This is a genomic window from Gordonia insulae (genome assembly GCF_003855095.1).
In the GTDB taxonomy this organism is placed as follows: Bacteria; Actinomycetota; Actinomycetes; order Mycobacteriales; family Mycobacteriaceae; genus Gordonia; species Gordonia insulae.
In genome coordinates this window covers 4664122-4686786 of record NZ_CP033972.1, presented here as the reverse complement: position 1 = coordinate 4686786, position 22665 = coordinate 4664122, and the positions used below count along the sequence as shown (strand labels likewise).

Genomic DNA, 22665 nt, shown 5'->3' with positions numbered 1-22665 from the left:
ATCCACAGCGTGCTATTCGTACTCCTCGACGGATGGAAGGAGATGTACCTACCTGTGCTGCAGTTGCTGGAACCACGCCTACCCGTCGGCGCGCTCGTGATGGCCGACAACACCGAGATGGACGACGTGGCACCCTATCTCGACCGTGTGCGCGACACAGATCAGTACTGCGCGACCCGCCCCTCACGGGGCGCCCGATACATCGCCCACAGGAGTCGCGGTACAGCCCGGATCGGCAACGACCGCGGCCAATCCCGTGGCCGGATCAGCGCATCGGTGCCGCCGTCCACGACGATGACGCTGCCCACCGTGGAATTCGCGGCCGGAGAGAGCAACATCGTGATCCATTCGGCCAGTTGCCCTGGCGTGCCGAACTCGCGGATCGGCATCGGGAACGATCGCACCTGGGATCCGGTGCTGCTCTCGAGTTGCGCCTGTAGCAGCGGTGTCAGCACCGGCCCGGGTGCGAGGACGTTCAGTCGGATCCCGGCGCCGGCCCAATCGTCGGTGACGGCCCGGATGCGACACCAGCGCGTGACCGCGATCTTCGAGGCGGCGTAGGCCACCGGTCCCGAGATCCCCGCCCGCCGACGGATCTGCCGGACGGCGCCGTCGAGGTCACCGTCGACGAGGCGCCGCACGGCACGACGCGGCACCATCGGCGTCGTGGTGGTCGAATTCGATCCGAGGACGACAACCTTCGCATTGCCGGAGGCGGCCAGCGCAGGACGCAGACCATCGAGCAGCTCGGTCACCCCGAGCACGTTGACGTCGACGATCAAGCGCTCGCGGCCCTTGGCGGGACCGAGCCCGGCGGCCATGACCGCCCCGTCGAGTCGCACTCCGGCCTCGGCGATCACCGCATCGATCGCGGCCCGCCGACCATCGTCCGTCGAGAGATCCGCCGTCACGTCGGTGTCGCGCAGATCGACTCCGATGACCCGGTGTCCGTCCGCCCGCAGACGGTCGGCGCTCGCCCGGCCGATGCCCGACGCCGCACCCGTCACCACATAGGTCCCCACCACAGCCCCCTGTCGTCGCTGTACGAATCTCAGCTGTAGTTCGTCAATGGCCGGCCGGCTGGTGCTGGCGTGCGATCGTCCGCTCGTAGGCGTCGTTGAACGCCCGCAGCTCGTGCAGTAGCGCCTCCGGAGTCCCGGGCGCGAGGTCGGAGAAGACGCGCTTGAGCCGATCGGCCCGGCGCATGCCGTCGTGCTCGAATGCCTCGATACCGGCGGCCGTCGGTCGGATCTGCCGACTCACCTGCCCCGGCACCTCGAACCGCTCGAGGTACTCGTGTTTGATCGCGGCGTTCACCTGACGGTTGACCGTCGACTGTTCGAGGTCGAGTTCCTCACTGAGTTCACGCAATGTGCGCGGCCTGCCGTCGGCGAGAATCCAGAGGATCGCGAAGGCCGACGCCTCCAATTTCGTGCCGGGAACGACGTTGGTCTTTCGCCGCCCCATCCGCAGCAGTTCCTCGGCCAGCTCGCCGTACACGGGCGCCGGCCAGAAGGACGCATCACCGGCACCTGTCATCTCTACCCCTTCACCCGATATCGGACAATTTACCCACGAGTTGGCATATGCATCGTACATATGTACGCTACACATTCTATAGGAGGTTGCCACATGACCAACTCGCCCACCGGCGAATCGCCTGCCACCACTGTGGACAGCGAACTCACCGAGAACGATCACAGCAGCGCAGCCATCGCGGTGGTCGCGATTCTCTGTTTCGGCGGTCTCGTCGCGTCGCTCATGCAGACGCTGATCATCCCGATCCAGCCGGAACTCCCCAAACTGCTCGACACCTCCATCTCGAACGCCTCCTGGGTCATCACCGCCACCTTGCTCGGTGCCGCGGTCGCCATGCCCATCGCCGGGCGCCTCGGTGACATGCTCGGCAAGCAGCGCATCATGCTCGCCAGCGCCGCCCTGCTGGTCGTCGGCTCACTGGTGTGCGCGCTGAGTTCGTCGTTGATCCCGATGATCGTCGGCCGCGCGATCCAGGGACTCGCCATGGGCTTCATCCCACTGGGCATCAGCCTGATGCGCGAGGTGACCCCACCGCGGCTGACCTCGATGGCCGTGGCTGCGATGAGCGCCACCATGGGCGTCGGCGGCGCGATCGGCCTCCCGCTGTCGGCCTGGGTCGCGCAGCAGTGGGACTGGCGCGCGCTCTTCTGGGGTTCGGCCGCGCTCGCGGTGATCGTCACCATCCTCGTCGCCGTCGCGGTGCCGCACGTCGACGACAGCAATGGAGGCCACTTCGACGTCATCGGCGCGATCGGGCTCGCCCTGGGTCTGTCCGGCGTGCTGATCGCGGTCTCGAAGGGCAACGACTGGGGGTGGGGTTCCGGCACCACCCTGGGACTCCTGTTCGGCGGAGTTGCGCTGCTGTTGCTGTGGGGTGCCTTCGAACTCCGTCACAAGGATCCGCTGGTGGATCTCCGGACCACGGCACGGCCCGCGGTGCTGCTGACCAATATCGCCGCCATCGCGATCGGCTTCGGCATGATGGCCCAGGCGATCGTCATGCCGCAGCTGCTGGAGATGCCGGAGGCGGTCGGGGGCCTCGGACAGACACTGCTCGCGGCAGGTCTGTGGATGGCGCCGGGTGGTCTGATGATGCTGGTCTTCGCGCCCGTGTCCGGGACCTTGATCAACAAGATCGGGGCAAAGCTGACGATGGCGATCGGCGCCACCGTCCTTGGACTGGGCTACCTCGGTGCGTTCCTGCTGATGAACGCACCCTGGCAGCTCTCCGTCGCCTCGATCATCTGCTCGGCGGGTGTCGGCATCGGCTACGCCGCCATGCCCACACTGATCATGGGCTCGGTGCCGATCAACGAGGCGGGTGCCGCGGTGGGGCTCAACGGCTTGATGCGGTCGGTCGGCACCACCACGGCGTCGGCAGTGATGGCCCTGGTCCTGACCAGTTCGACGGTCAGCTACGGCACAGCCGAGGTGCCGGATTCCTCGGCCTTCCGGTGGTGCTTCCTGATCGGTGCGATCGCCGCATTCGTCGGTGTCGCGATCACCTTGCTGATCCCGGTCGCGCGCCGCAGGGCCACGGCCGACCCGGTCGACGCCGAAGCGCAACCGGTGCCCGCAGCACAGCCCTCATAGCCGACACGGTTCGTGGCCGTTGTTCCCGTCACTCGGGAACAACGGCCACAGTCGTCTGGGCGCGAGATCAGCGATGCGCCAGATGATCCGGCCTCGGCCGAGCCGCTCCGAACGGCTCCTGCACGGAATTCGACTTCGCGTTGAAGACCACGAACAGATTGCTGCGCGGGTAGGGCGTGATGTTGCCCGACGACGCATGCATGCAGTTGGAGTCGAAGTAGAGCGCCGACCCTGCCGCACCGGTCACCGTGTCGATGCCGGATTGATCGGCGAGGTCGGTGACGTCGGACTCCTCCGGCGTGCCGAACGGCGGACGGTAGGACACCAACGATTCCCGGTGGTAGCCATCGGGAGTGGCGCCGACACAACTCACGAACTTCTTGTGCGAACCCGGGATGATCATCAACGCGCCGTTGTAGGAATGGTTGGGCGTCAACGCGATCGACACACTGAGTGCGCGCGGCGCGGGCATGCCGTCCTCGGCGTGCCAGGTCTCGAAATCCGAGTGCCAGTAGAACGGACCGCCGGCGAAACCCGGCTTCAGGTTCACCCGGCTCTGGTGGATGTAGACGTCATCGTCGAGGATCTGCCGCGCCACGCCGACGATCTCATCGCGAGAGCAGATCTCGGCAACCACATCGCTCAGCTGCGCCACCGCGAACATCGACCGCACGTCCCCGCTCGTCGGCTCCCGGATGATTCGATCGTCCTCCCCGAGACGGTCGGTGATCCGGTGGACGTCCTCGAGGCAGCGACGGATGTCCGCATCGTCGAGTATCGCTGTCGCAGTGTGATATCCGCGCTCGTCATAGCGGCGCAGCTCGGGCGGCGACAACGGACCCGGGTTCTTCATGCTGCCCCACACCACCGGATGTGGTCGCGGCTCGACCTGACTGTGCTCCGCCAGACGTGTCCGATAGACGTCGACGGAGCGGGTTGCTGTTTGAGTTACCACGATCGGGAGTGATCCTTTCCCTCAATCGGCACCTGTACCCAATGCTCGAGTCGTGCCGGATGTTGAATTGTGCTACACCCGTGGGGCGTCCACCCGAGGCTGACATTTATCGCGGTGTCTCGCAAACCCGCAGCGTATCCGTGGGCCGGGTCGACGCCCCGCCGGTACCCGGGCGCGAACCGTGGTCAGTGACCCTCGAGCACCCGGTCCAGGAACTCCACCGACAACCCGTACGCCGACGTCCCGCCGCCTGCCGCCAGGTCGGCACGGATCTCGCCGATCAACGGGACGAGCTGCTGTCCGCCGTCCATCGGGAACCGCACCATGCCGACACTTGCGCAGTGTTCGAGCAGAACGCTCATGTGCTGTTCGGCCTCGGAGTGACGTCCGGCGACGGTCAGCGCGAGGGCGAGCAACCGTTCGGCGCGGTCGGACGCCAACCGCCGACGGCCGTGCCCCAGGCGTGTGACCCACTCGGCCGCCCACCGGCACGCGATGTCCAGATCGGCGGCGTCACCGTCGTCGAGCAGCAGGCGGATCGCGACTTCCTCGTCGAGCTGGGCGACGATCTCGGCGATCCCCACCGTCGGCCGGCTGCGTTGCGCGAACTCGGCGCGCGGACCGAGGACCCACCGGGTCGGCAGGCCGAGGACGACCTGCTCGTACTCGATGAGCGACCGGAGCCGCGGCGCGGCGAGCCGGTCGGCGATGTCGGCGGCCTCGTCGAGATATCTGGCCGCGGCCACCCGGTCGTCGCGGATGACCGCGAGACGTGCGGCCGTGACGTATCGCGCCTTGATCATGTCGATGAGGCCCTCTTCGGCTCCGAGTTCGAAGCTCTCGGCATGCAGCCGCGTGGATTCCGCGATGTCGCCACGCGCATACCGTAATTCGGCGAGCAGCCCGCACGCCAACCTGGCGGACTGCGAGCGCACGGCTCCCGACGGACTGGAGACCCGGAGCGCGGCCCGGTACTCCTCCTCGGCCCGATCGAGATCGAGTTCCTCCACCGCGGCGAGGCCACCGAGGGCATGGCCGTACATGACGGCATACGGCCCGGTGTTCAACTGGTGGTACGGAATCGCCCATTCCTGCCAGCGATGTGCGTTGTCGAAATCGAACCGGAAGGTCGCGCTGATGGTGGCCACGTTCGCCGCGGCCGACACCACGAACGGCGGCATCGTGTCCGGCCGCGAGAGACACTCGTCGACGAGCTCGTCGAGTCGGGTCAGACGGTCGGCGGTCGCCCTGGTGCACGCCTCGGCGACGTCGGCTTCCGCGCGGATGTCCGATATCTCTTCGGCCGGCAGAGATCCCACCGACAATGCAGTGTCCACCCGTTCCAACGCCGCATGCGCCAGGTCGGTCCTGTGCAGGAGGATGTCCGCCCACGCGACGAGCAGTTGCAGTCGCGGGCTGGAGATCACGGCCGCCGTCGGGAGCCGGTCGACCAGCCCGAGCAGAACCGTCATCTGGGAGTGTTCGATCAGTTGCCCACCACCGGCTTCGACGAGCTCGGCAGCACGCCCGGGATCGTCGGCCGACAACGCGTGCGCCACCGCTTCGGGGAGCATGTCGTGGCGCGAGAACCACTCCGATGCAATCCGGTTCAGCTCCGGGCTCGAGTCAGGACGGTCCCGGTCGAGACGCTGGCGGAGGAACTCGGCGAAGAGCGGATGGAGGCGGAACCAGTCACCGTCCTGGTCGACACGACTGAGGAACAGATCCCGTGCCTCCGCATCCTCCAGCAGCGCCTGCCCGCGCGATTCGCCGCTGAGTGCGGTCGCCAACCCCGCGCAGATGCGTTCGGGCACCGAGATGGTCAGCAGGAAGTTCAACATCTCCGGTTCCAATGCGCCCAGGACGTTTTCGGCGAGGAAGTCACCGATCGCGTGGTGACGCCCGGAGATGTGACTGATCAGGTCTGCGGGTGTGTCGGATCCGCGCAACGAGAGGCACGCCAACTGCAGCGCGGCGACCCAGCCGTCCGTCGACGTCCAGAGGTCGGTCACCTCGCTGTTGTCGAGGTCCAGTCCGGCGACGTCGAGCAGGAACGAACGCGCCTCGGCCGCATCGAAACACAGGCGGGCGATGTCGATCTCGACCAATTCGTCCCGGACGCGCATGCGACTGATCGGCAGTCCGGCGCGGTTGCGGCTCGTGACGACCATCTGCAGGTGGTGACAACCGTGTTCGAGGAGGAAGTCCATGGCAGAGATGGCACCGGGATCGGTGACGCGGTGCCAGTCGTCGACGACGACCACGAGGCGTTTCGCACGCTCGTGGATCTCGTTGACCAGGGCCGCCAACACGTATTGCTCGGCGTTGTCGCGATGCTCTTCGAGAACGTCGCCGAGATCGGCGACGACATCGGGATCTGTGCGCCGGATCGACTCCACCAGGTGGGTGAGGAACCAGGTGGCGTTGTTGTCGTCGTCGTCCACGGTCAGCCAGGCGACGAGCACGCCGTCGCGCCAGAGTTCCTCAGCCCACTGCGCGGCCACCGTCGTCTTGCCGTACCCGGCGGGTGCATGGATGAGGATCAGACGTCGACGCTCACCGGCACGCAGGATCTCCAGCAGCCGTTCCCGGGGAACCTGCGTCCGGGGCCGGATCGGCGGCCGGAACTTCGTCGATGGTGTCGGGGGCGCGGTGATCGTGCCGTGCGGTCGGCGCGTCGTCGGCGTCAACGGGTCGCCGGTGGCCTCGATCGGCAGCGCCATCTCGTTCACGGCGATGCCGAGCGAGCGCTCGATGTCCCGGAGTTCCTCGCCGTACTCGGCGGCCGTCCGCGGGCGGTCCTCCGGTTCGCGCGCCATCGCGTGTTCGATGGCCCGCGACAACACGTCCGGGATGCCGGCGTCGCTCAGATCCGGGACCGGCTCGCTGGCGACGCGCAGGAAGTGCGCGACGACCTGCTCGCCGCTGCGGCGCTCGAAGGCGGCATGTCCGGTCAGCGCGCAGAACAATGTCGCGCCCAGCCCGTAGATGTCCGACGCCACGCTCGGCATGGCTCCGGTCAGCAGTTCGGGGGCGGTGAACGCCGGCGAGCCGGTGACCAGATCGGCACCCGTCTCGAACCCGCCCGCGATGCGCGCGATGCCGAAGTCGGTGAGTTGTGGCTCGCCGTACTCGGTCAGCAGTATGTTTCCCGGCTTGACGTCGCGGTGCAGCGTGCCACAACGGTGCGCGGTCTCGAGCGCGCCGGAGACCTTGATACCCAGCCGCAGCACATCGGCCCATTCCAGGGGGCCCTGTTTGCGGATGCGGGCGTCGAGCGAGTCATGGGGGTGGTACTGCATGACGATGAACGGGTGTCCGCCCGGTGTGCTGCCGACCTCGAGGATGTTGACGATGTTCGGGTGGCCGGACAGCCGGCCCATTGCTCGCTGCTCGCGTACGAATCGCTCGAGATTCTCGTCGTCGAGGTGATCAGTGAGCACCTTGACCGCGACGGTGCGGTCGAGGGTCGCCTGCACACATCGATAGACCGCACCGAATCCGCCATGCCCGATCAACGCCGGTTCGGAGAATCCGGCGGCCACGAGGTCTCCGGCGATGTCGGGTGCGACATCACGTTGTGTCGTCTGCGGATCGTTGTCGGCCATATAGCTGCCCTCGATCGCCCTTGAGCGCGTTTGTCAGAGCAATGTCCAGCGTATCGCTGTTGTCGAGCACATCGGGCGAATCGGACGACGCGACCAGCCGGGAACTTCTACGCGTTCGACGGGAGCAGGCCCGCCACGAGGGCCTCGATGACATCGTCGGTTGACGTCTCCGGGTCGATCGACAGCGTGAGCCGGTCCAGCATCAATCCGTCGATGGCATAGTGGAACAGCGCGATCGCACCTCGGCCGCCCGGCAGCCCGGCGGCGCTGTTGAACGCCACGTCGCCGTCGAATCCCGCCCGCAACCATTCCCCCATCACCTTGCCGACCTCGGGACGACGTCCGGCCTCCAGCCTGAGTTCGAAGAGCGCCAGGGTCACCTCGGGCTCCGCGCTCAGCCGGCGCACGATGTCGCGGAGATACTCGGCGAACAGCTCTCGGCTCGGCTCGCGCACACCGAGCCGCGCCAGCGTTTCAGGCGCGGGGGTCAGTCGCTGCTCGATCCGGGATACGAGCGCCCGAATCAACAGGTCCCGCGTCGTGAAATAGTTCGACGCCGTCCCCAGAGGAACCTTCGCTTCCCGGTCGACAGCTCGATGAGTGAGTCCGCGTGCGCCGTCCCTGGCCAGGACAGCGACCCCTGCGTCGGCAAGCAAAATGCGGCGATCGTCGTTGCGGGCCATGGTCGCACCCTAGCCCATTCACTACACCTGTAGTACTGTGAACCACGACAGATGTAGTGCTCGTCGAATCAACAGGAGATCCATGCGCCAGCTGGTCTACTACGTTGCCGTATCCCTCGATGGTCGGATCGCCTCTCCGACTGGTGATTTCGAGGCGTTCTCAGTGCACGGAGATCACATCGACATGATCGTGAATGAGTGGTCCGACACAATTCCGAAGGTCGGACTCGACGCCCTCGGAATCACTGCTGACAACAGTCGCTTCGACACGGTGTTGATGGGATGGAACACCTACGCCGCAGGACTGTCGGCGACCGACAACCCGTATCCACATCTCGACCAGTACGTGTTCTCTCGGTGTCGGACGAACAACGATGTGCCGGGCGGGATCACAATCACCGACCGGAACCCTGAGGACGTGGTGCGCGACCTGAAAGCCGCCGGTGGCGGCGACATCTGGCTCTGCGGTGGCGGTATTCTCGCATCATCGCTGGTCAACGAGATCGATCGACTGGTCCTCAAGGTCAACCCGGTGATACTGGGAGCCGGCAAGCCACTCTTCGAGGCGGGTACGTACGATCCCCGCACATTCGAACTGACGGCATCGACGCCGTACCACTCCGGAGTCGTCGTCAACGAGTACGCGCGCCGGGTCGAGGGTACGGCCACCGCTTGATCAGCTCGCGGCGGCGAGCAGGACGTCGCACGCGCCGGCCACCGCCGACGCGGGCGGCGTCAGCCGTTCTGCCAGCCGTGCCGCCGAATCGGCGACCTCGTCGTCGAGCAGCAGGGTGAGGTCGTCCTCGTCGAGTTTCCGCAGTCGACGTCCACCTCCGACGCCGAGGCGCCGCAGCGCGGCGGCCCACATCGGCTGATCGGCGCTGAGCCACCCGATGACAGCCGGGACACCGGCACGCGCGACCGCGGCCGTGGTGCCCGCACCGCCGTGATGCACCGCGCCGCGACAGTGCGGCAACAGCGTCTCGTGGTCGATGGGCGCAGAGACCCGGAGAACAGCGTCGGCGGGGGGTAGTTCGTGCTCGGTGTGCGCGATCACCCGCAAGCCCAGACCGGTCAGGGATCCGACGATCCCTTCGATGCGCTCGGGCTCGACGGGCATGCTGCCGAATCCCACGTACACCGGCGGACGGTCGGAGTCGGCCCAGGTCACGACGCCCGCCGTCGCCTGGCCGTCATCGTCGTTGTACTGCCTGCGGGTGGCCTCGTCCGGCAGCAGAGCACCCGTGAACGGCCGGCTCGGACCCCATTCCTCCCGTAGCCCCGGGAACATCAGCGGGTCGTACGCCTGCACCTCGGGGGTGCCCGCCGCGCGCAGCCGGCGCGGCAGGGGGCCGGTGGCGGGGGCGATGCCGAGGCGACGTCGGAGATCGCGATCGCGGCCCCGCACGGTCAACCAGTTCACCTGATCACCGAGTGCCCACATGGCGCGGCGAGTCCACGTCGGCATGGGTCGGAAGATCTCGACCGACTCGTTCGACCGGATCGGGCAGTAGTGCAGCGGCACGAAGGCCGTGCCCGTGCTCTCCGCGACGGTGGCCGCGCGTTCCTGCGCGAGCAGCCCGGTGACCAGCACGTCGGCGCCTTGGGCGAGTTCTCCCATCACCTGTTCGGACGTCTCCGCGCCGAAGGCCGAGATCTCGGCGAGCGCTTTGAGACGTGTGGAGGGATTCTTGCTCTTGAGTCGCTCCTTGACCAGCGGACTCTTCAGCAACTCGGAGTTGTCCGGACACAGGACCCGCGTCGGCAATCCGGTACGACTCACCGCGGGGACGATGTCCTCGGGCGCCGCGACCGTCACCTCATGTCCACGATCGGCGAGCGCCCGCGCCACCGCGACTCCCGGCTGGACGTCGCCCCGACTGCCGTGCATGGCAAAACCGAATCTCATGAATCCCCGAACCCTGATCGTCCTTGGTCAACCACTGTGCGTCTGTCGGCCACACTACTGTCACGCAGTCTCGCATCTCACGCCAACGGCGGCAATCAGCTGTTCGGTACAACGATCGTTGTGCGGCGCTTGGCAATTCGAGTTCCGTGAAGCTGCCACATCCCGGCGTGGTTCGGAGTATGACTGTGGCAGTGACGTTTTCGCGAGACGATTCACAACGGGTGTGGTGATCGGGACCAATTGCCGACGGTCGTGGTGGGTTCGGGAACGTCGCTGCGCGACGCGCTGACCAGGCATTCAGCCCGACACCAAGTCGGTTCCAAGTCGGTGCGACCACTCTCTGGATGACCCCGATCGACCTACCCAGGAGTACCCGTGACCACCGCGACCTCACCCGCCGCCCGGATCGACCCTCCCACCGGCCACCGTCGATGGCCGATGATCATCGACATCGTGGGAGCACTGATCCCCCAGGTAATGGTGCTCGCATTCCTGGTCTTTCCGTACTGATGCGCGTCAGTACCGATGCGCGTCAGTCAGCGCGTTCCAGGATCACCTCGACGGCGCGTGCCGCGCTCTGGCAGGCGCCCTCCATCGTGGTGGTCCAGTCCGTACGGGTCCAGTCCCCGGCCAGCGCGAGACCGCGCACCGAAGTCCGCTGGTCCGGGCGGATACCGGCGGTGCCCGGTCGTTGCGCAAAGGTCGATTTCGGCATCCGGACGACGTGACTGTGGATCACCTCGGCCTCCGCGGCATCGGGAAAGTACCGCCGCAGCATCTCCATCTGGAGGTCGGTGATCTCGGCGTTCGACTTCTGCGTCAGCTCGTATGCCGCCGAGACCGTGGTCGAATACAGGTGATGCCGGCCCGGATCACGTCCGTGCATACGCTGGCGGTCCCACACCTGTTCGAGGACGCCTTCACCGCCGTGCAGGATCTCGCCCCAGTCGGCCATCCCGATGGAGCGGTCGAGGTACAGGTTCACGCTCACGATCGGCACCGGGGTGAGGCGGTCGATCGCCTCGTAGATGCGCTCGTGGCCGGGCACCTGGTCGAGCAGACCTCGCACGTTCCACACCGGAACCGCGCAGATGACCGCGTCGGCGGTGATCCGCTCGCCGTCGCTGAGAGTGACGCCGGTGACCGCATCGTCGACGACGTCGATCGATGACACGACGGCCCGGTGGCGGACCTCGACGCCCGAATCGGCGAAGACCTTCTCCGCACCGTCGACGAACAGTGTGTCGAGGTCGACGGTCGGGTAGCCGATCGAGATCGGCGTCCGGGTCTCGCGTGCCCGTCGGATGCCGGTGACCAGCAGGTCGGCCGGCACCTTGGCCGAGGAGATGTCCGGCTTGTCGCCGGTCAGCCCGATCACGATCCCGTCCCAGAGGGCGTCGCGCGCCGACTGCGGCATGCCGATGCGTCGGAACCAGTCGTCGGCGGTGATGTCGTCGAGCCACGGGGGCTGTCGAAGTGCCTGACGGATCAAGGTGGCCTGCGCGCGGGCGGTGCGAAGCCGATCGAGTCCGGTGACCCCCGGCAGATCCCCGACCGCCGTCCGCAAACCCGCCACACCCCCAAACGCGGAGCGACGGGTGGCGCCCCCGGCCATGCGAACGGTCATGTGCCCGGGAAAGGCGACGTGTTCGCGGGTGCCGACGCTGTCGAGATAGCGCATCAGGTGCTCGTAGCCGCTCGCGAAGACGTGTTGCCCGTTGTCGGGCACATCGTCGACGGCGGCCACGGGCATGGCGATGGTGCGGCCGCCAAGCGAACCGCGCCGTTCCAGCAACGTCACGCGCTGTCCCGACTCCGCGAGCCATACCGCCGACGCCAGTCCGGCCAGTCCCCCACCCACCACGACGCAATGCATGCGGTGAGCGTAGCGGTCAGCGCTGACCGGTGTGCGGATCACGATCCAGGAATAGATGCCCGCGGTGCCCTGTTGTAAGGCCTGACGGTCTCGGGATCTCTGCCCCGGGCCCCACCCCTTTTCGCCGCTTCGAGCGGCCGCTTGCCGAGAGGCGCATTGTCCGGGACCGTCGTCCAACTGCGAGAAGCCGCCACCCGTGATCCGGGTGGCGGCTTCTCCTGTCTTGCTGCGGGTCCTACTTGTTACGGATTCTTCGGTCCTACTGAACCTTTCGGCCCCGCTGACGGGTCATCGAGATCCCGCGTCCTGCCTCTTCGGCAGGACCCACCCGGCCCGCGGGAAGTGACAGGTGTACCCGTTCGGGAAGTTGAGCAGGTAATCCTGATGCTCGGGCTCGGCCTCCCAGAAAGGCGCCTCTGCCTCGATGGTCGTGACCGCCTTCCCCGGCCACAGTCCCGACGCATCGACATCGGCGATGGTGTCGCGGGCGACCTGCTCCTGCTCAGGGGTCAGCGGGAAGATCGCCGACCGATAGCTGGTGCCGACGTCATTGCCCTGACGATCCTTGGTGCTCGGGTCGTGGATCTGGAAGAAGAACGCCAGGATGTCGCGGAACGACGTCTCGGTCGGATCGAACACGATCTCGACCGCCTCGGCATGACCAGGGTGGTTGCGGTACGTGGCGTGATCGTTCGACCCGCCCGTGTAACCGACCCGGGTGTCGAGCACACCGGGCTGTCGGCGGATGAGGTCTTCCATCCCCCAGAAGCATCCGCCGGCGAGGACGGCGGTCTCGGTGCCGGGGCGGCGGGTGATCTGTCCGGTGTCGGTCGTCATGAGGCATCCTTCTCGGTCGTGGTGTCGGTGGGGTCGTCGGTGGCGTCGAACAACTCACGGTAGGCGCCGTAGCCCTCCGCCTCGAGCTCCGAGGCCGGGATGAACCGCAGCGCTGCGGAATTCATGCAGAAGCGTTGCCCACCCGCGTCGCGCGGACCGTCGTCGAACACGTGGCCGAGGTGGCTGTCGGCGCCGGCCGAACGGACCTCGGTGCGGCGCATCCACAGCGTCCGGTCGGACTTGGTGGTCACGGCCTCGGCGTCGATCGGTCGGGTGAAGCTCGGCCATCCCGTCCCGCTGTCGTACTTGTCGGTCGAGGAGAACAGCGGCTGACCCGAGACGACATCGACATAGATGCCCGGCTCGTGATTGTCCCAGTATTCGTTGCGGAAGGCCGGCTCGGTGCCGTCCTTCTGGGTGACGCGGTACTGCGCGTCGGTGAGGCCTCGGACGGCCTCGTCGGTCTTGCGGTACTCGTTGCTCACATTTCCTCCTGTCGGCGCCGCTGGCTGCGGCGACACCCCTTCCAACAACGGGGTCGCCCGATTTGGTCCCGCCCCGTCTCTGCGATGACATTTGTCAGCACGAATCGATGATTGCGCCCACTCCCTCCTACGATGCCGCCCGACGATGCTCGGTGCATGCGAAACAGACATGCCACCAGGTTCGAGGTCGACCTCGGAACCCACACGACACAGCGGTCGACGGTGATCTCCGCGAGAGGACTCCGGCGCACCTACGGCAGGGGCGCCTCGGCGTTCGAGGCGGTGCGCGGCATCGACGTCGACGTCCGCGAGGGAGAGGTGTTCGCGCTCCTCGGCACCAACGGCGCCGGCAAGACGTCGACCTTCGACCTGCTCGAGGGCCTGACCGCACCGACCGCGGGCGACGTCGAGGTGTTCGGCCTCGATCCCCTCCGCGACCGTGCCCTCGTGCGACCGCAGGTCGGCATCATGCTGCAGTCCGGTGGCCTGCCGGCCGAGCTGACCGTCGCCGAGACCCTGCAGATGTGGCGCGGTACGTGCTCACGCCCGACGACGGTCGCCGACGTGCTGGCCAAAGTGGATCTGTCCGATCGCGCGGATGTGCGGGTGGGTTCACTGTCCGGTGGCGAGAAGCGTCGCGTCGACCTCGCCTGCGCACTGCTCGGGCAGCCCCGACTGCTCTTCCTCGACGAACCGACCACCGGCCTCGACCCGGAGAGCAGGCGCCAGACGTGGAAGCTGTTGTCCGACCTCAAGGCCGACGGCGTCACGATGGTGTTGACGACCCACTATCTCGACGAGGCCGAGGCGCTCGCCGACCGCATCGCGATCATGCATCGTGGCGCCATCTCCCGCCGTGGGACGCTCCGCGAGATCGTCGACGGCCACCCGGCCAGGATCGCGTTCGATCATCCCGGCCTGGTGTTGCCCGAGTTCCCCGACGCGGTCGTCGACTCCGGTGCGCGGGTCACAATCGCCACCCAGCACCTGCAGGCCCACCTCGACACGCTCCTCACGTGGGCCCGCGAGCACCGTGTCGCCCTGCAGGGCCTCGAAGCGCGGGCGGCATCACTCGAATCTGTGTTCCTCGACATCGCCGGGGACGCGAACTCCGCCGGTCACACCGACAGCCCGGCCACGACGCCGACCACACATGCGACCCCGATCGGAGCACATCGATGACCACCACCAGCCCCGGCACCCTCCCCACCACCGTCGACACCCCTCGCCGTCGGCCGCTCACCGCACTCGCGACCGCGGAGTTCCGCCAGTTCTGCCGCAACAAGACACTCGTGACGATGGGCACCGTGTTCCCCATCGGGATTCCCCTGGCGACGTTCTTCATCGCGCGCCGCGACGCGGACGTCACCACCGCTCTCGCGGCCACCACGCTCGAGTTGTTCGCCTACGCCGCCTTGTTGTTCGTGCAGTACTACTCCGTGCTGTCGATGGTCACGACGCGCCGCGGCGAAGGTGTGCTCAAACGCCTGCGTACCGGTGAGGCGGCCGATTGGCAGATCCTCACGGCGCCGGCCGCGCCGGGCGTCCTGTTGACCGCGGCCGGTGCGACGATCGTCGCCGGAGTCGTCTACGGATTCGGCGCGCCGGCACCGGTCAACCCGATCCTGATCGCCATCGGCCTGATCGCCGGAGTCATCCTGTTCTCGGTGCTCGCCCTGGCGACCAGCGCCGTCACGAAGAACGCCGAGGCGGCCCAGATCACGTCGCTGCCGGTGATGGTGCTCGCCACCATCGGGCTCGGATCGATCCGCTCGATCCTCCCCGACGGCCTCGCCACCGTCGCCGGGTGGACACCGTTCGCCGCCGTGTCCGACCTCATCTCGTTGGGGACCACCGGCAAGGCGGTGATGGCGTCGTCGACCGACGCGGCCCTCGACTTCGCGGGCACCTTCGGCGAGATCGCGCAGCCGGTTGCCACACTGGTCCTATGGTCGGTTCTGGCTTTCGCCCTCACCTCGACGAGCTTCCGGTGGGACGATCGCGGGTGACGGCGGTGACGGCGGTGACGGGCTGGTGGCATGGGCTGTCCGGACCCGAACGGTTCCGCCTCTACACCCGTCTCACACTGCAGTCCGCCATCCTCGGCGTCGCCGTCATCCTGGCCGTCACCACCGCCCGGCCGTGGGCGGCGCCCGGCGTGCTGATCGCCGGGGCCGCCGCCCTGCTCGCCGTCGAGGCCCAGCCGGAGTTCACCACCCTCGGCCGCGGCCGACCGCGACGATGGATGCTGCCCACAGCCGCTGCGGTGCTGGTGGCGGTCTGGGTGGCGTACGCGATCGCTGCCCGGGTGATGTCGGCGGCCGCCGACGTCGACGCCGCCCGCAGTGCGGGAATCTACGTCGCGATGCTCGCCGCCCTGTCGATCGTCCCGTTCGTCCGCCACCGCTGGTGGATCGCTCTCGCCATCAGCGTGGCGACCGGGGCGGCCTTCGCCGCGGGTCCTCGTGGAATGTTGCAGGTCGCCGGGATCACCTTCGCCGTGGCCGTCTTCCTCGTCGGCACCACCCTCTTGACCCGCTGGGCACTCATCGTCGTCGACGACCTCGAGCGCGCACGGGTCGTCGAGGCGAAACTGCAGGTGGCCGAGGAACGTCTGCGGTTCTCCCGTGACCTGCACGACGTCGTCGGTCGGGGGTTCTCCGCGATCGCGGTGAAAAGCGAACTGGCGTCGACACTCCTGCGGGCCGGCGCCGCCGACCGCGCGGGCACCGAGGTCGAGGAGATCAAGACACTGGCCGTCGAATCGATGGAGCAGATGCGTGCCCTGGTCCACGGCTACCGCGACATCAATCTCGACGGCGAGGTCGCCGGTGCACGCTCCCTGCTGTCGGCCGCCGGATGCGAGCTCCGTATCGAGGGCGATCCGTCGGCGGTGCCGGCCGAGTTCCACGAGGTCGCCGCCTGGGTGGTGCGTGAGGCGACGACGAACATCGTGAAACACTCGTCGGCGACGTCGGCCACCTTCACCATGGGCTCGTCCGGAATGACGTTGAGGAACAACGGGGTATCGTCGATGACGGCTGACAGTCGGGATACGGTGGCTGACGAACGATCCGGCCTCCGGGGTCTGGCCGAGCGGCTCGCCGAAGTGGGTGCACGCCTCGAGCGCTCCTGCACCGCCGACGAATTCGTGCTCGAGGTGAAGTGGGAGAACGCATGATCCCGGTGCTGCTCGCCGACGACGAAACCCTCATCCGGGCGGCGATGGCGACGATGCTGGACCTCGAGGAATCAATCGAGGTCGTCGCCCACGTCGGTTCGGGGGAAGAACTCGTCGACCTGTGGCGTGTCCGCGCCGATGCAGGCGAAGGGCCCGCAGTCGCCCTGATCGACTTGCAGATGCCCGGAATCGACGGAATCGACACGGCCACAAGGCTACTCGAGATCACCCCCGACGCCGGGATCGTGATCGTGACGAGTCACGGCCGCCCCGGGTACCTCAAACGGGCCCTGGCCGCCGGCGTTCGCGGCTTCCTGCCCAAGACCGCCTCGGCAGCCACTCTCGCCGAGGTCATCTCGACGGTGCACGGTGGAAGCCGGTACGTCGACCCCGAACTCGCGGCGGAGGCCATCAGTGCGGGCGAGACGGTGCTGACCGCGCGCGAGGCCGATGTCCTGGAGTACGCCCTCGACGGCGCCGCCGTCGACGAGATCGCGACCCGCGCACACCTGTCGCCGGGCACGACCCGCAATTACCTGTCGTCGGCGATGGCGAAGCTGAACGCGTCCAACCGTTATGAGGCGGCACGCAAGGCGCGCGAGTTGGGCTGGATCTGAACGGTTCCGAGCCGCTGAGCTCGGCTTCTGACATTTGTCATCGCGGGCCGGCCCGGAAAGTCACCGACGATCGATGACTGCGCGTACTACTGGCCGCGGCGCGGTCCGGGCAGTGTCGAATGCATGGAACAGCACACGAACACCTTGCCCCGGCTGATCACCATCGACGACTTCTTCGCACCGCCGCGCCGCACCGGCGCGACCATCTCCCCGGACGGCACGCGGATCGCCTTCCTCGCCCCGTGGCGTAATCGGCTCAATGTGTGGATCGAGGACCTCGACCCCGACGAGAACGGAGTCATCGCCGACGCCCGGTGCGTCACCGCCGACGACACGCGCAGCGTGCTCAGCTACCAGTGGACCGACGACCCGCGCTGGTTGCTCTACCTGCAGGACTCCGGCGGCGACGAGAACTGGCACGTCTTCCGTGTCGATCTCGACGATCCGGACGCCGCCGCCGTCGACCTCACCCCGTACCCGGGTGCCCGTGCCATCGGACTCGAGCGGGCCAGGGGCCGGGCCGGCATCATGACGATTCTGTTGAACGCCCGCGACCGTGCGCAGTTCGACCTGTACGAGATCGACGTCGCCTCAGGAGAACTGACGATGGTCGCGGAAAGCCCCGGGGTGGGGTCGGCCTGGATTCCCGGCCGCGACGGCGAATTGTTCTGCTCCTCGATCACCGCCGACGGCGACTATGAGTTCTCGCGGCGTGATCCGGCGACGGGCGACCTGCGCACGGTCATCACGCTCGACGGCGACGATCATCCGCTGGGGGTCTCCCTGGCGACCATCACCCCCGACGGCACCGGCGTGTGGATCGGCTCCAAGCGCGACCGCGACCTGACCAGCGTGGTCCACGCCGACCTGACGACGGGCGCCGAGACCGAGGTCGACCACCATCCCACCCTCGAGCTGGATGCCGACCGTCGTGCGGTGGCGCAGATGTCGTCACCGCTGATCCACGACCGCGCCACCGGCGGCCTGATCGGCGCACGCTATCTCGGTGAGCGGCAGGTCATCCACGCCCTCGACGATCACTTCGCCGCGGTCCTGAAGCAGTTGGAGTCGTTGTCGGACGGCGACATCGGCGAGATCTCCTCCGACGAGAGCGGAACACGTTGGGTCGTCAGCTTCGCCCACGATCGTGAGCCCGGGGTGACGTGGCTGTACGACCATGCGACCGGAGAGAGTCGCGAACTGTTCCGGCCGTTCGGGCATCTGGCCCCGGAGGAGCTGGCGCCGATGACAGCGGTGACCGTCACCGCCCGTGACGGACTCACCCTGCCCTCCTATCTGACACTGCCCGTCGGGGAGGAGCCACGAGATCTCCCGATGGTGCTGCTGGTCCACGGCGGCCCGTGGTACCGCGACTCGTGGGGTTACCAGCCCCTGGTCCAGATGCTCGCCAACCGCGGATATGCGGTACTGCAGGTCAATTTTCGTGGCTCGACCGGATACGGCAAGGCGCACACCGACGCGGCCGTCGGCGAGTTCGCCGCCGCGATGCACGACGACCTGCTCGACGCGGTCGACTGGGCGGTCGGGCAGGGGTACGCCGACCGCGACCGGGTCGCGATCATGGGCGGCAGCTACGGCGGCTACGCCACACTGGTCGGGGCTGCCTTCACCCCCGACGTCTTCGCTGCGGCCGTCGACTACGTCGGCATCTCCGACCTCGAGAACTTCATGCGGACCCAACCGGCGTTCATCGGGCCGAGCATCATCAACAACTGGTACCGCTATGTCGGTGATCCGAACGTCGCGGAGCAGGCGGCGGATATGCGTGCCCGCTCCCCGATCAGCCGTGTCGGCGACATCACCCGGCCCCTGATGATCGCCCAGGGCGCCAACGACGCCCGCGTGGTCCAGGCCGAATCCGACACCATCGTCGCCGCCCTGCGGGAGCGCGGGATCGACGTCGACTACCTCGTCTTCGACGATGAGGGACATGGATTCGTCAACCCCGAGAACCAGATCACCCTCTACCGCACCGTCGAGCGCTTCCTCGCTCGCCATCTGGGAGGACGGACAGCATGATCGATCAGAGACGACGCGACGACGAGCCGGACACCGGCCAACTGATCCTCGACCAACTCGGCGGAACCTCCGGGATGATCTACACGGCAATCCCCGTCGTTGTTTTCGTCATCGCCAACAGTGTTGCGCCGCTGCCGATCACGATCGGCGTGGCCATCGCCGTCGCCATCGCGATCGCAGTGTTGCGGGTCGTCCGTGGCGAGCCGGTGATGACCGCCCTCGGTGGCGTGTTCGGAGTGATCGCCGCGGGCGCCGTGGCCGGCGCGACCGGATCGGCCGACGGCTACTTCCTCATCGGCATCTGGGCGAGCCTCGCCGGAGCAGTCATCACCGGGGCCTCGCTAGTCGCCCGACGACCCCTGACCGGACTGCTGTGGAACGCTCTGCACGGCAACAGGTATCGGTGGCGGCAGGACCGTCCGGTGCTCCGTGCCCACGACATCGCGACGCTGACACTGACCGTGCTGTTCACCGCCCGGTTCATCGTGCAGGACCAGCTCTACGACGCCGACGCGACCGGCTGGCTCGGGGTGTCGCGGATCGGCATGGGATTCCCGTTGCTGGCACTGGCTCTCGTGGTCGTCGTCTGGGCGTTCCGCCGCTCCACACGCCGACTGGCCGATGACGGCGAGAACACGGCTCAGCCCACCGCTTGAATCAACTCGACAACCCGCATCGTGGCAAGGGTGCGCGCATGGTCGGGTGAGGCGTCACCCAAGGAGTCCACGAGATCCGCGAACCGGCGGATCTCGTGGACCATGTTGTTCCGTGGCCCGTCGAAGACGTGGTCGGTGACCGTGCCGTCCAGCAACGACAATCGCGCAGATCTCGGCTCGGCGACGTGGTCGAACGTGAGGGTGCCGAGTTCCCCCTGGATCTCGTTGACCCGATCGGATGCGGTGATCTTCGAGTACGAGAGATCCACCACGAAACCGTCGTAGACGGCCAGCGCCACGCCGGCCCCGTCCGCACCACCCGGGATCGACACCGACGCGGCAAACACGCGCGACGGATCACCGAACAGTCTCACCATCGCTGCGATAGGGTACACACCGAGATCCAGCAACGCTCCGCCGGCCATCGCCGGGTCGAAGATGTTGACACGCTCGCCGGCGAGGACCTTGTCGTAACGGGCCGACCGCTGACAATAGGCCAGCGACGCCCGGCGAAGGACGCCGAGATCCGGGATCAGCTCGGCGAGTTCGAACAGGGCCGGGTCATAGCAATTGCGCATGGCCTCGAGCAGGATCACCCCGGCGCCGGACGCCGCATCGACGAGCCGACCGAACTCGGCGGCGGTCGGCACCGCCGGCTTCTCGACCAGCACATGTTTCCCGGCCTCGATGACCTCGAGCGTCTGTGCACCGTGAATCCCGTTGGGGGAAGCGATATAGACGGCATCGATGTCCGATGAGGCAAGAAGTTGATCCAGATCGGAACTCGATCCGGCGACCCCGGTCTCGCTCGCGAACTCCGCCGAGCGTTGCGCATCGCGGGAGAAGACGGTGGTCACCGCCACCTCCGGCACGGACGCGGCCGCATCGATGAACGAGCGGGTGATCGTGCTGGTACCGATGGTGGCGATCCGGATCATGGTGGCCATTCTGCCCGCCCGATCGGTCATACGTGGGCGGTACGGTGAGCTATGACCGCATCGACATGGGGCCCGATCACTCAGACAGCGTGGGTCGTCGAGGACATCGAAGCAACAGAGGACTTTCTGTCACAGTTGTGCGGCGCGGGTGCATGGACCCGGATGGCCGACATCGAGTTCGGTACGGGTTGTACCTATCGGGGCGAGCCTGCAGACTTCGCAGCCCACATCTCGCTGTCCTACATCGGCGACATGCAGCTCGAGTTGATCCAGCCGACGCGCGGCGAGAGTATCTACACCGAGTTCCTTCGTACCTCCGGTCCGGGCCTCCACCACATCTGTTTCGAGCCCGAGGACTTCGATGACGCGGTGTCCGACGCCGCAGGCACCGGTGTCGCGGTTGTCCAATCAGGAGACATGGGAGGCGCGATGCGATTCGCCTACCTCGACGCGCGGCACGCAGGGGTGCCCTGCATCGAACTCGCCGAGATCGGGCCGGACATGCGCGCGTTGTACGAGCAGATCAAATCGCGATCGTCCCAAAGCTAATCCGAGCGCACGTGTCTGGTGATTCGAAAGTCGTTCGAGCAATTGATCGGTCGGCTCGCCGATGCCGGTGCGTTCCCCTTCCTCGACCACTCTGTCCGTGGGCCACCGGCGCGAAACCGCACATCAGCCCAGCAGCATGCCGATCGGATCATGGTCTTCCAACGCCGCGCCGTACCTGTGCGCCATCGCCTGGACAACGTCCGACGGCTGCATCACCGTCGGTACGCACATCCAGGCGAACCCGTGCAAAGTGTGCAAGCGGTACTCGTACCAGGCATCGTCGTCACCAAGCTGCGGACCACCATTACCGGCCAGCGAAGATACGTAGTGGCGCAACAATTCTCGCTCGCGATCACGTCGATCCTCGATCGACAGAGCGGAGCCGAGGAAATACGAGACATCATGCGCCCACGGCGCCAGACACGCCGTCTGCCAATCGAGGAATGCCGGCGCGCTTCCCGGAATGCGATACAACTGGGCAAAATGGGCATCCCCATGGTTGATCGTGTGAGTCGCGGCGTCATCGTGCTCCCACAACTTTGCGAATCCCGCTCGCACACGCGCGTCGTCGCGAAGGCCATCAGAGAGGTCGGGAATCTCCGAACGCCCGATCAATGGATAGAACTGATCCGGGCTCAGCATGACTTTGAACGCCTCGCGGGCCGCTTTGGCACCGATCGGCAGCCACGAGTGATCGCCTTGAGTGCTACCCCAGAGTGCGGCATGCCACTTGGCCTGAACTTCGAGAGTTGCCGCGACCTCGTCGACCGACCACAGATCCGTCGCCTGACCGAACTGCGCGCCGCGCGTCGTGAGATCCTCCATGATGATCACGCCCTGGTCGTCCTCGGTCTCAGAATAGAAACTCGCCGGGACCTCTGCGACGAAGCCCGGAGCCAGATCGCGGTAGAAGTGGCCCTCGAGTTCGTACGCAGGCCCCAGTCCGAATGCCCGGCTGCGTTCGTCGAAGCCCCCCTTTATACAAACCTGAGATGGGATTCCCCGCTCATTGGTTTCGAAGGTCAGAGTCGCGAACGCCTTGGTGGCCGAACCCCAGATCACTCGTGATATCGCGACGTCGGTAACCACAACCCGACCTCCGCTGCCGCTCAGTGCGGCACTCACCCAGGCCGGCGTGAGCTCCTCGATCGTATATGGAAGGGCAAGCGTGGCGGGTTCAACATTCGTCATACTCGCGA

The 22665-nt window shown here is 67.0% G+C and carries 21 protein-coding genes and 1 pseudogene; 11 read left to right on the top strand and 11 right to left on the bottom strand.

The features are described from left to right. Nucleotides 1-15: 15 nt before the first annotated feature. A pseudogene (locus D7316_RS27530) lies at nt 16-162 on the top strand (methyltransferase); the annotation flags it as partial. On the opposite strand, the gene D7316_RS21360 reads toward D7316_RS27530, so the two are convergent. Then, nucleotides 162-1022, bottom strand: a complete 861-nt coding sequence (locus D7316_RS21360) for an SDR family oxidoreductase (RefSeq protein ID WP_124710042.1) — start codon at nt 1020-1022, stop codon at nt 162-164. The pseudogene D7316_RS27530 and the gene D7316_RS21360 overlap by 1 nt on opposite strands. Nucleotides 1023-1065: 43 nt before the next feature. Further along, on the bottom strand, nt 1066-1539 hold the full coding sequence (locus D7316_RS21355; protein WP_124710041.1) for a MarR family winged helix-turn-helix transcriptional regulator: 474 nt from the start codon (nt 1537-1539) through the stop codon (nt 1066-1068). A 93-nt stretch (nt 1540-1632) separates the two neighbouring features. Here D7316_RS21355 and D7316_RS21350 point away from each other — a divergent pair, with 93 nt between their 5' ends. Continuing rightward, nucleotides 1633-3132, top strand: a complete 1500-nt coding sequence (locus D7316_RS21350) for an MFS transporter (protein ID WP_124710040.1) — start codon at nt 1633-1635, stop codon at nt 3130-3132. Between the two features lie 67 nt (nt 3133-3199). Here D7316_RS21350 and thpD read toward each other — a convergent pair whose 3' ends face one another. The 3 genes from thpD to D7316_RS21335 form a co-directional block, all read right to left on the bottom strand. Further along, entirely contained in the window at nt 3200-4087 is an 888-nt protein-coding gene (gene thpD, locus D7316_RS21345; RefSeq protein ID WP_124710039.1) for an ectoine hydroxylase, read from the bottom strand. 185 nt (nt 4088-4272) lie between these two features. After that, entirely contained in the window at nt 4273-7695 is a 3423-nt protein-coding gene (locus D7316_RS21340) for a serine/threonine-protein kinase (protein WP_124710038.1), read from the bottom strand. A 107-nt stretch (nt 7696-7802) separates the two neighbouring features. Next, nucleotides 7803-8378, bottom strand: coding sequence for a TetR/AcrR family transcriptional regulator (locus tag D7316_RS21335; protein WP_124710037.1), 576 nt, complete (start codon nt 8376-8378; stop codon nt 7803-7805). 82 nt (nt 8379-8460) lie between these two features. Here D7316_RS21335 and D7316_RS21330 point away from each other — a divergent pair, with 82 nt between their 5' ends. Continuing rightward, complete coding sequence (locus D7316_RS21330) at nt 8461-9054, top strand: dihydrofolate reductase family protein (RefSeq protein ID WP_124710036.1); 594 nt, start codon at nt 8461-8463, stop codon at nt 9052-9054. On the opposite strand, the gene D7316_RS21325 is transcribed toward D7316_RS21330, so the two are convergent. After that, on the bottom strand, nt 9055-10287 hold the full coding sequence (locus D7316_RS21325) for a glycosyltransferase (protein WP_124710035.1): 1233 nt from the start codon (nt 10285-10287) through the stop codon (nt 9055-9057). Nucleotides 10288-10662: 375 nt separating this feature from the next. Between D7316_RS21325 and D7316_RS27650 the strand changes: the two genes are divergently transcribed. Then, nucleotides 10663-10797: a hypothetical protein gene (locus D7316_RS27650; RefSeq protein WP_269462508.1), complete on the top strand. Its 135-nt coding sequence runs from the start codon at nt 10663-10665 to the stop codon at nt 10795-10797. Nucleotides 10798-10819: 22 nt separating this feature from the next. On the opposite strand, the gene hpnE is transcribed toward D7316_RS27650, so the two are convergent. From hpnE to msrB, 3 genes are all read right to left on the bottom strand, one after another. Beyond that, nucleotides 10820-12163 carry a hydroxysqualene dehydroxylase HpnE gene (hpnE, locus tag D7316_RS21320; RefSeq protein ID WP_124710034.1) on the bottom strand — a complete coding sequence of 448 codons (1344 nt, stop codon included), beginning with the start codon at nt 12161-12163 and terminating at the stop codon, nt 10820-10822. Between the two features lie 288 nt (nt 12164-12451). Then, nucleotides 12452-13000 (bottom strand): peptide-methionine (S)-S-oxide reductase MsrA, encoded by a 549-nt coding sequence (gene msrA / locus D7316_RS21315; RefSeq protein ID WP_124710033.1) that lies wholly within the window; start codon nt 12998-13000, stop codon nt 12452-12454. Then, entirely contained in the window at nt 12997-13485 is a 489-nt protein-coding gene (gene msrB, locus D7316_RS21310) for a peptide-methionine (R)-S-oxide reductase MsrB (RefSeq protein ID WP_124710032.1), read from the bottom strand. The genes msrA and msrB overlap by 4 nt, the downstream gene beginning before the upstream one ends. A 156-nt stretch (nt 13486-13641) precedes the next feature. On the opposite strand from msrB, the gene D7316_RS21305 reads away from it, so the two are divergent. The 6 genes from D7316_RS21305 to D7316_RS21280 all read left to right on the top strand — a co-directional run bounded on the left by D7316_RS21305 (nt 13642) and on the right by D7316_RS21280 (nt 19979). After that, on the top strand, nt 13642-14667 hold the full coding sequence (locus D7316_RS21305; protein WP_124710031.1) for an ABC transporter ATP-binding protein: 1026 nt from the start codon (nt 13642-13644) through the stop codon (nt 14665-14667). Then, on the top strand, nt 14664-15494 hold the full coding sequence (locus tag D7316_RS21300) for an ABC transporter permease (protein ID WP_124710030.1): 831 nt from the start codon (nt 14664-14666) through the stop codon (nt 15492-15494). Before D7316_RS21305 ends, D7316_RS21300 begins: the two co-directional genes overlap by 4 nt. Further along, entirely contained in the window at nt 15491-16666 is a 1176-nt protein-coding gene (locus D7316_RS21295; protein ID WP_232017012.1) for a sensor histidine kinase, read from the top strand. The genes D7316_RS21300 and D7316_RS21295 overlap by 4 nt, the downstream gene beginning before the upstream one ends. Continuing rightward, on the top strand, nt 16663-17283 hold the full coding sequence (locus tag D7316_RS21290; protein WP_124711491.1) for a response regulator transcription factor: 621 nt from the start codon (nt 16663-16665) through the stop codon (nt 17281-17283). The genes D7316_RS21295 and D7316_RS21290 overlap by 4 nt, the downstream gene beginning before the upstream one ends. A gap of 123 nt (nt 17284-17406) precedes the next feature. Next, a complete protein-coding gene (locus tag D7316_RS21285) occupies nt 17407-19323 on the top strand; it encodes a S9 family peptidase (protein ID WP_124710028.1) in 1917 nt (638 codons plus the stop codon). Beyond that, entirely contained in the window at nt 19320-19979 is a 660-nt protein-coding gene (locus tag D7316_RS21280; RefSeq protein WP_124710027.1) for a DUF3159 domain-containing protein, read from the top strand. The genes D7316_RS21285 and D7316_RS21280 overlap by 4 nt, the downstream gene beginning before the upstream one ends. On the opposite strand, the gene D7316_RS21275 is transcribed toward D7316_RS21280, so the two are convergent. Beyond that, nucleotides 19964-20926, bottom strand: a complete 963-nt coding sequence (locus D7316_RS21275; RefSeq protein ID WP_232017011.1) for a Gfo/Idh/MocA family protein — start codon at nt 20924-20926, stop codon at nt 19964-19966. The two genes, D7316_RS21280 and D7316_RS21275, sit on opposite strands and share 16 nt — an antisense overlap. Nucleotides 20927-20968: 42 nt before the next feature. Here D7316_RS21275 and D7316_RS21270 point away from each other — a divergent pair, with 42 nt between their 5' ends. Continuing rightward, nucleotides 20969-21466, top strand: coding sequence for a VOC family protein (locus tag D7316_RS21270; protein ID WP_124710026.1), 498 nt, complete (start codon nt 20969-20971; stop codon nt 21464-21466). A 123-nt stretch (nt 21467-21589) separates the two neighbouring features. On the opposite strand, the gene D7316_RS21265 is transcribed toward D7316_RS21270, so the two are convergent. After that, nucleotides 21590-22657, bottom strand: a complete 1068-nt coding sequence (locus D7316_RS21265) for an ecdysteroid 22-kinase family protein (RefSeq protein ID WP_232017010.1) — start codon at nt 22655-22657, stop codon at nt 21590-21592. Nucleotides 22658-22665 lie beyond the last annotated feature (8 nt).

What these genes read in the sequence shown, in the direction of transcription:
- D7316_RS21285 (WP_124710028.1), top strand. Translation starts at nt 17,407, where the DNA reads ATGGAACAGCACACGAACACCTTGCCCCGGCTGATCACCATCGACGAC.
- D7316_RS21300 (WP_124710030.1), top strand. Translation starts at nt 14,664, where the DNA reads ATGACCACCACCAGCCCCGGCACCCTCCCCACCACCGTCGACACCCCT.
- D7316_RS21305 (WP_124710031.1), top strand. Translation starts at nt 13,642, where the DNA reads ATGCGAAACAGACATGCCACCAGGTTCGAGGTCGACCTCGGAACCCAC.
- D7316_RS21265 (WP_232017010.1), bottom strand. Translation starts at nt 22,657, where the DNA reads ATGACGAATGTTGAACCCGCCACGCTTGCCCTTCCATATACGATCGAG.
- D7316_RS21330 (WP_124710036.1), top strand. Translation starts at nt 8,461, where the DNA reads ATGCGCCAGCTGGTCTACTACGTTGCCGTATCCCTCGATGGTCGGATC.
- D7316_RS21290 (WP_124711491.1), top strand. Translation starts at nt 16,663, where the DNA reads ATGATCCCGGTGCTGCTCGCCGACGACGAAACCCTCATCCGGGCGGCG.
- D7316_RS21280 (WP_124710027.1), top strand. Translation starts at nt 19,320, where the DNA reads ATGATCGATCAGAGACGACGCGACGACGAGCCGGACACCGGCCAACTG.
- hpnE (WP_124710034.1), bottom strand. Translation starts at nt 12,163, where the DNA reads ATGCATTGCGTCGTGGTGGGTGGGGGACTGGCCGGACTGGCGTCGGCG.
- D7316_RS21335 (WP_124710037.1), bottom strand. Translation starts at nt 8,378, where the DNA reads ATGGCCCGCAACGACGATCGCCGCATTTTGCTTGCCGACGCAGGGGTC.
- D7316_RS21350 (WP_124710040.1), top strand. Translation starts at nt 1,633, where the DNA reads ATGACCAACTCGCCCACCGGCGAATCGCCTGCCACCACTGTGGACAGC.
- D7316_RS21355 (WP_124710041.1), bottom strand. Translation starts at nt 1,539, where the DNA reads ATGACAGGTGCCGGTGATGCGTCCTTCTGGCCGGCGCCCGTGTACGGC.
- D7316_RS21340 (WP_124710038.1), bottom strand. Translation starts at nt 7,695, where the DNA reads ATGGCCGACAACGATCCGCAGACGACACAACGTGATGTCGCACCCGAC.
- D7316_RS21275 (WP_232017011.1), bottom strand. Translation starts at nt 20,926, where the DNA reads ATGGCCACCATGATCCGGATCGCCACCATCGGTACCAGCACGATCACC.
- msrA (WP_124710033.1), bottom strand. Translation starts at nt 13,000, where the DNA reads ATGACGACCGACACCGGACAGATCACCCGCCGCCCCGGCACCGAGACC.
- D7316_RS21270 (WP_124710026.1), top strand. Translation starts at nt 20,969, where the DNA reads ATGACCGCATCGACATGGGGCCCGATCACTCAGACAGCGTGGGTCGTC.
- D7316_RS21325 (WP_124710035.1), bottom strand. Translation starts at nt 10,287, where the DNA reads ATGAGATTCGGTTTTGCCATGCACGGCAGTCGGGGCGACGTCCAGCCG.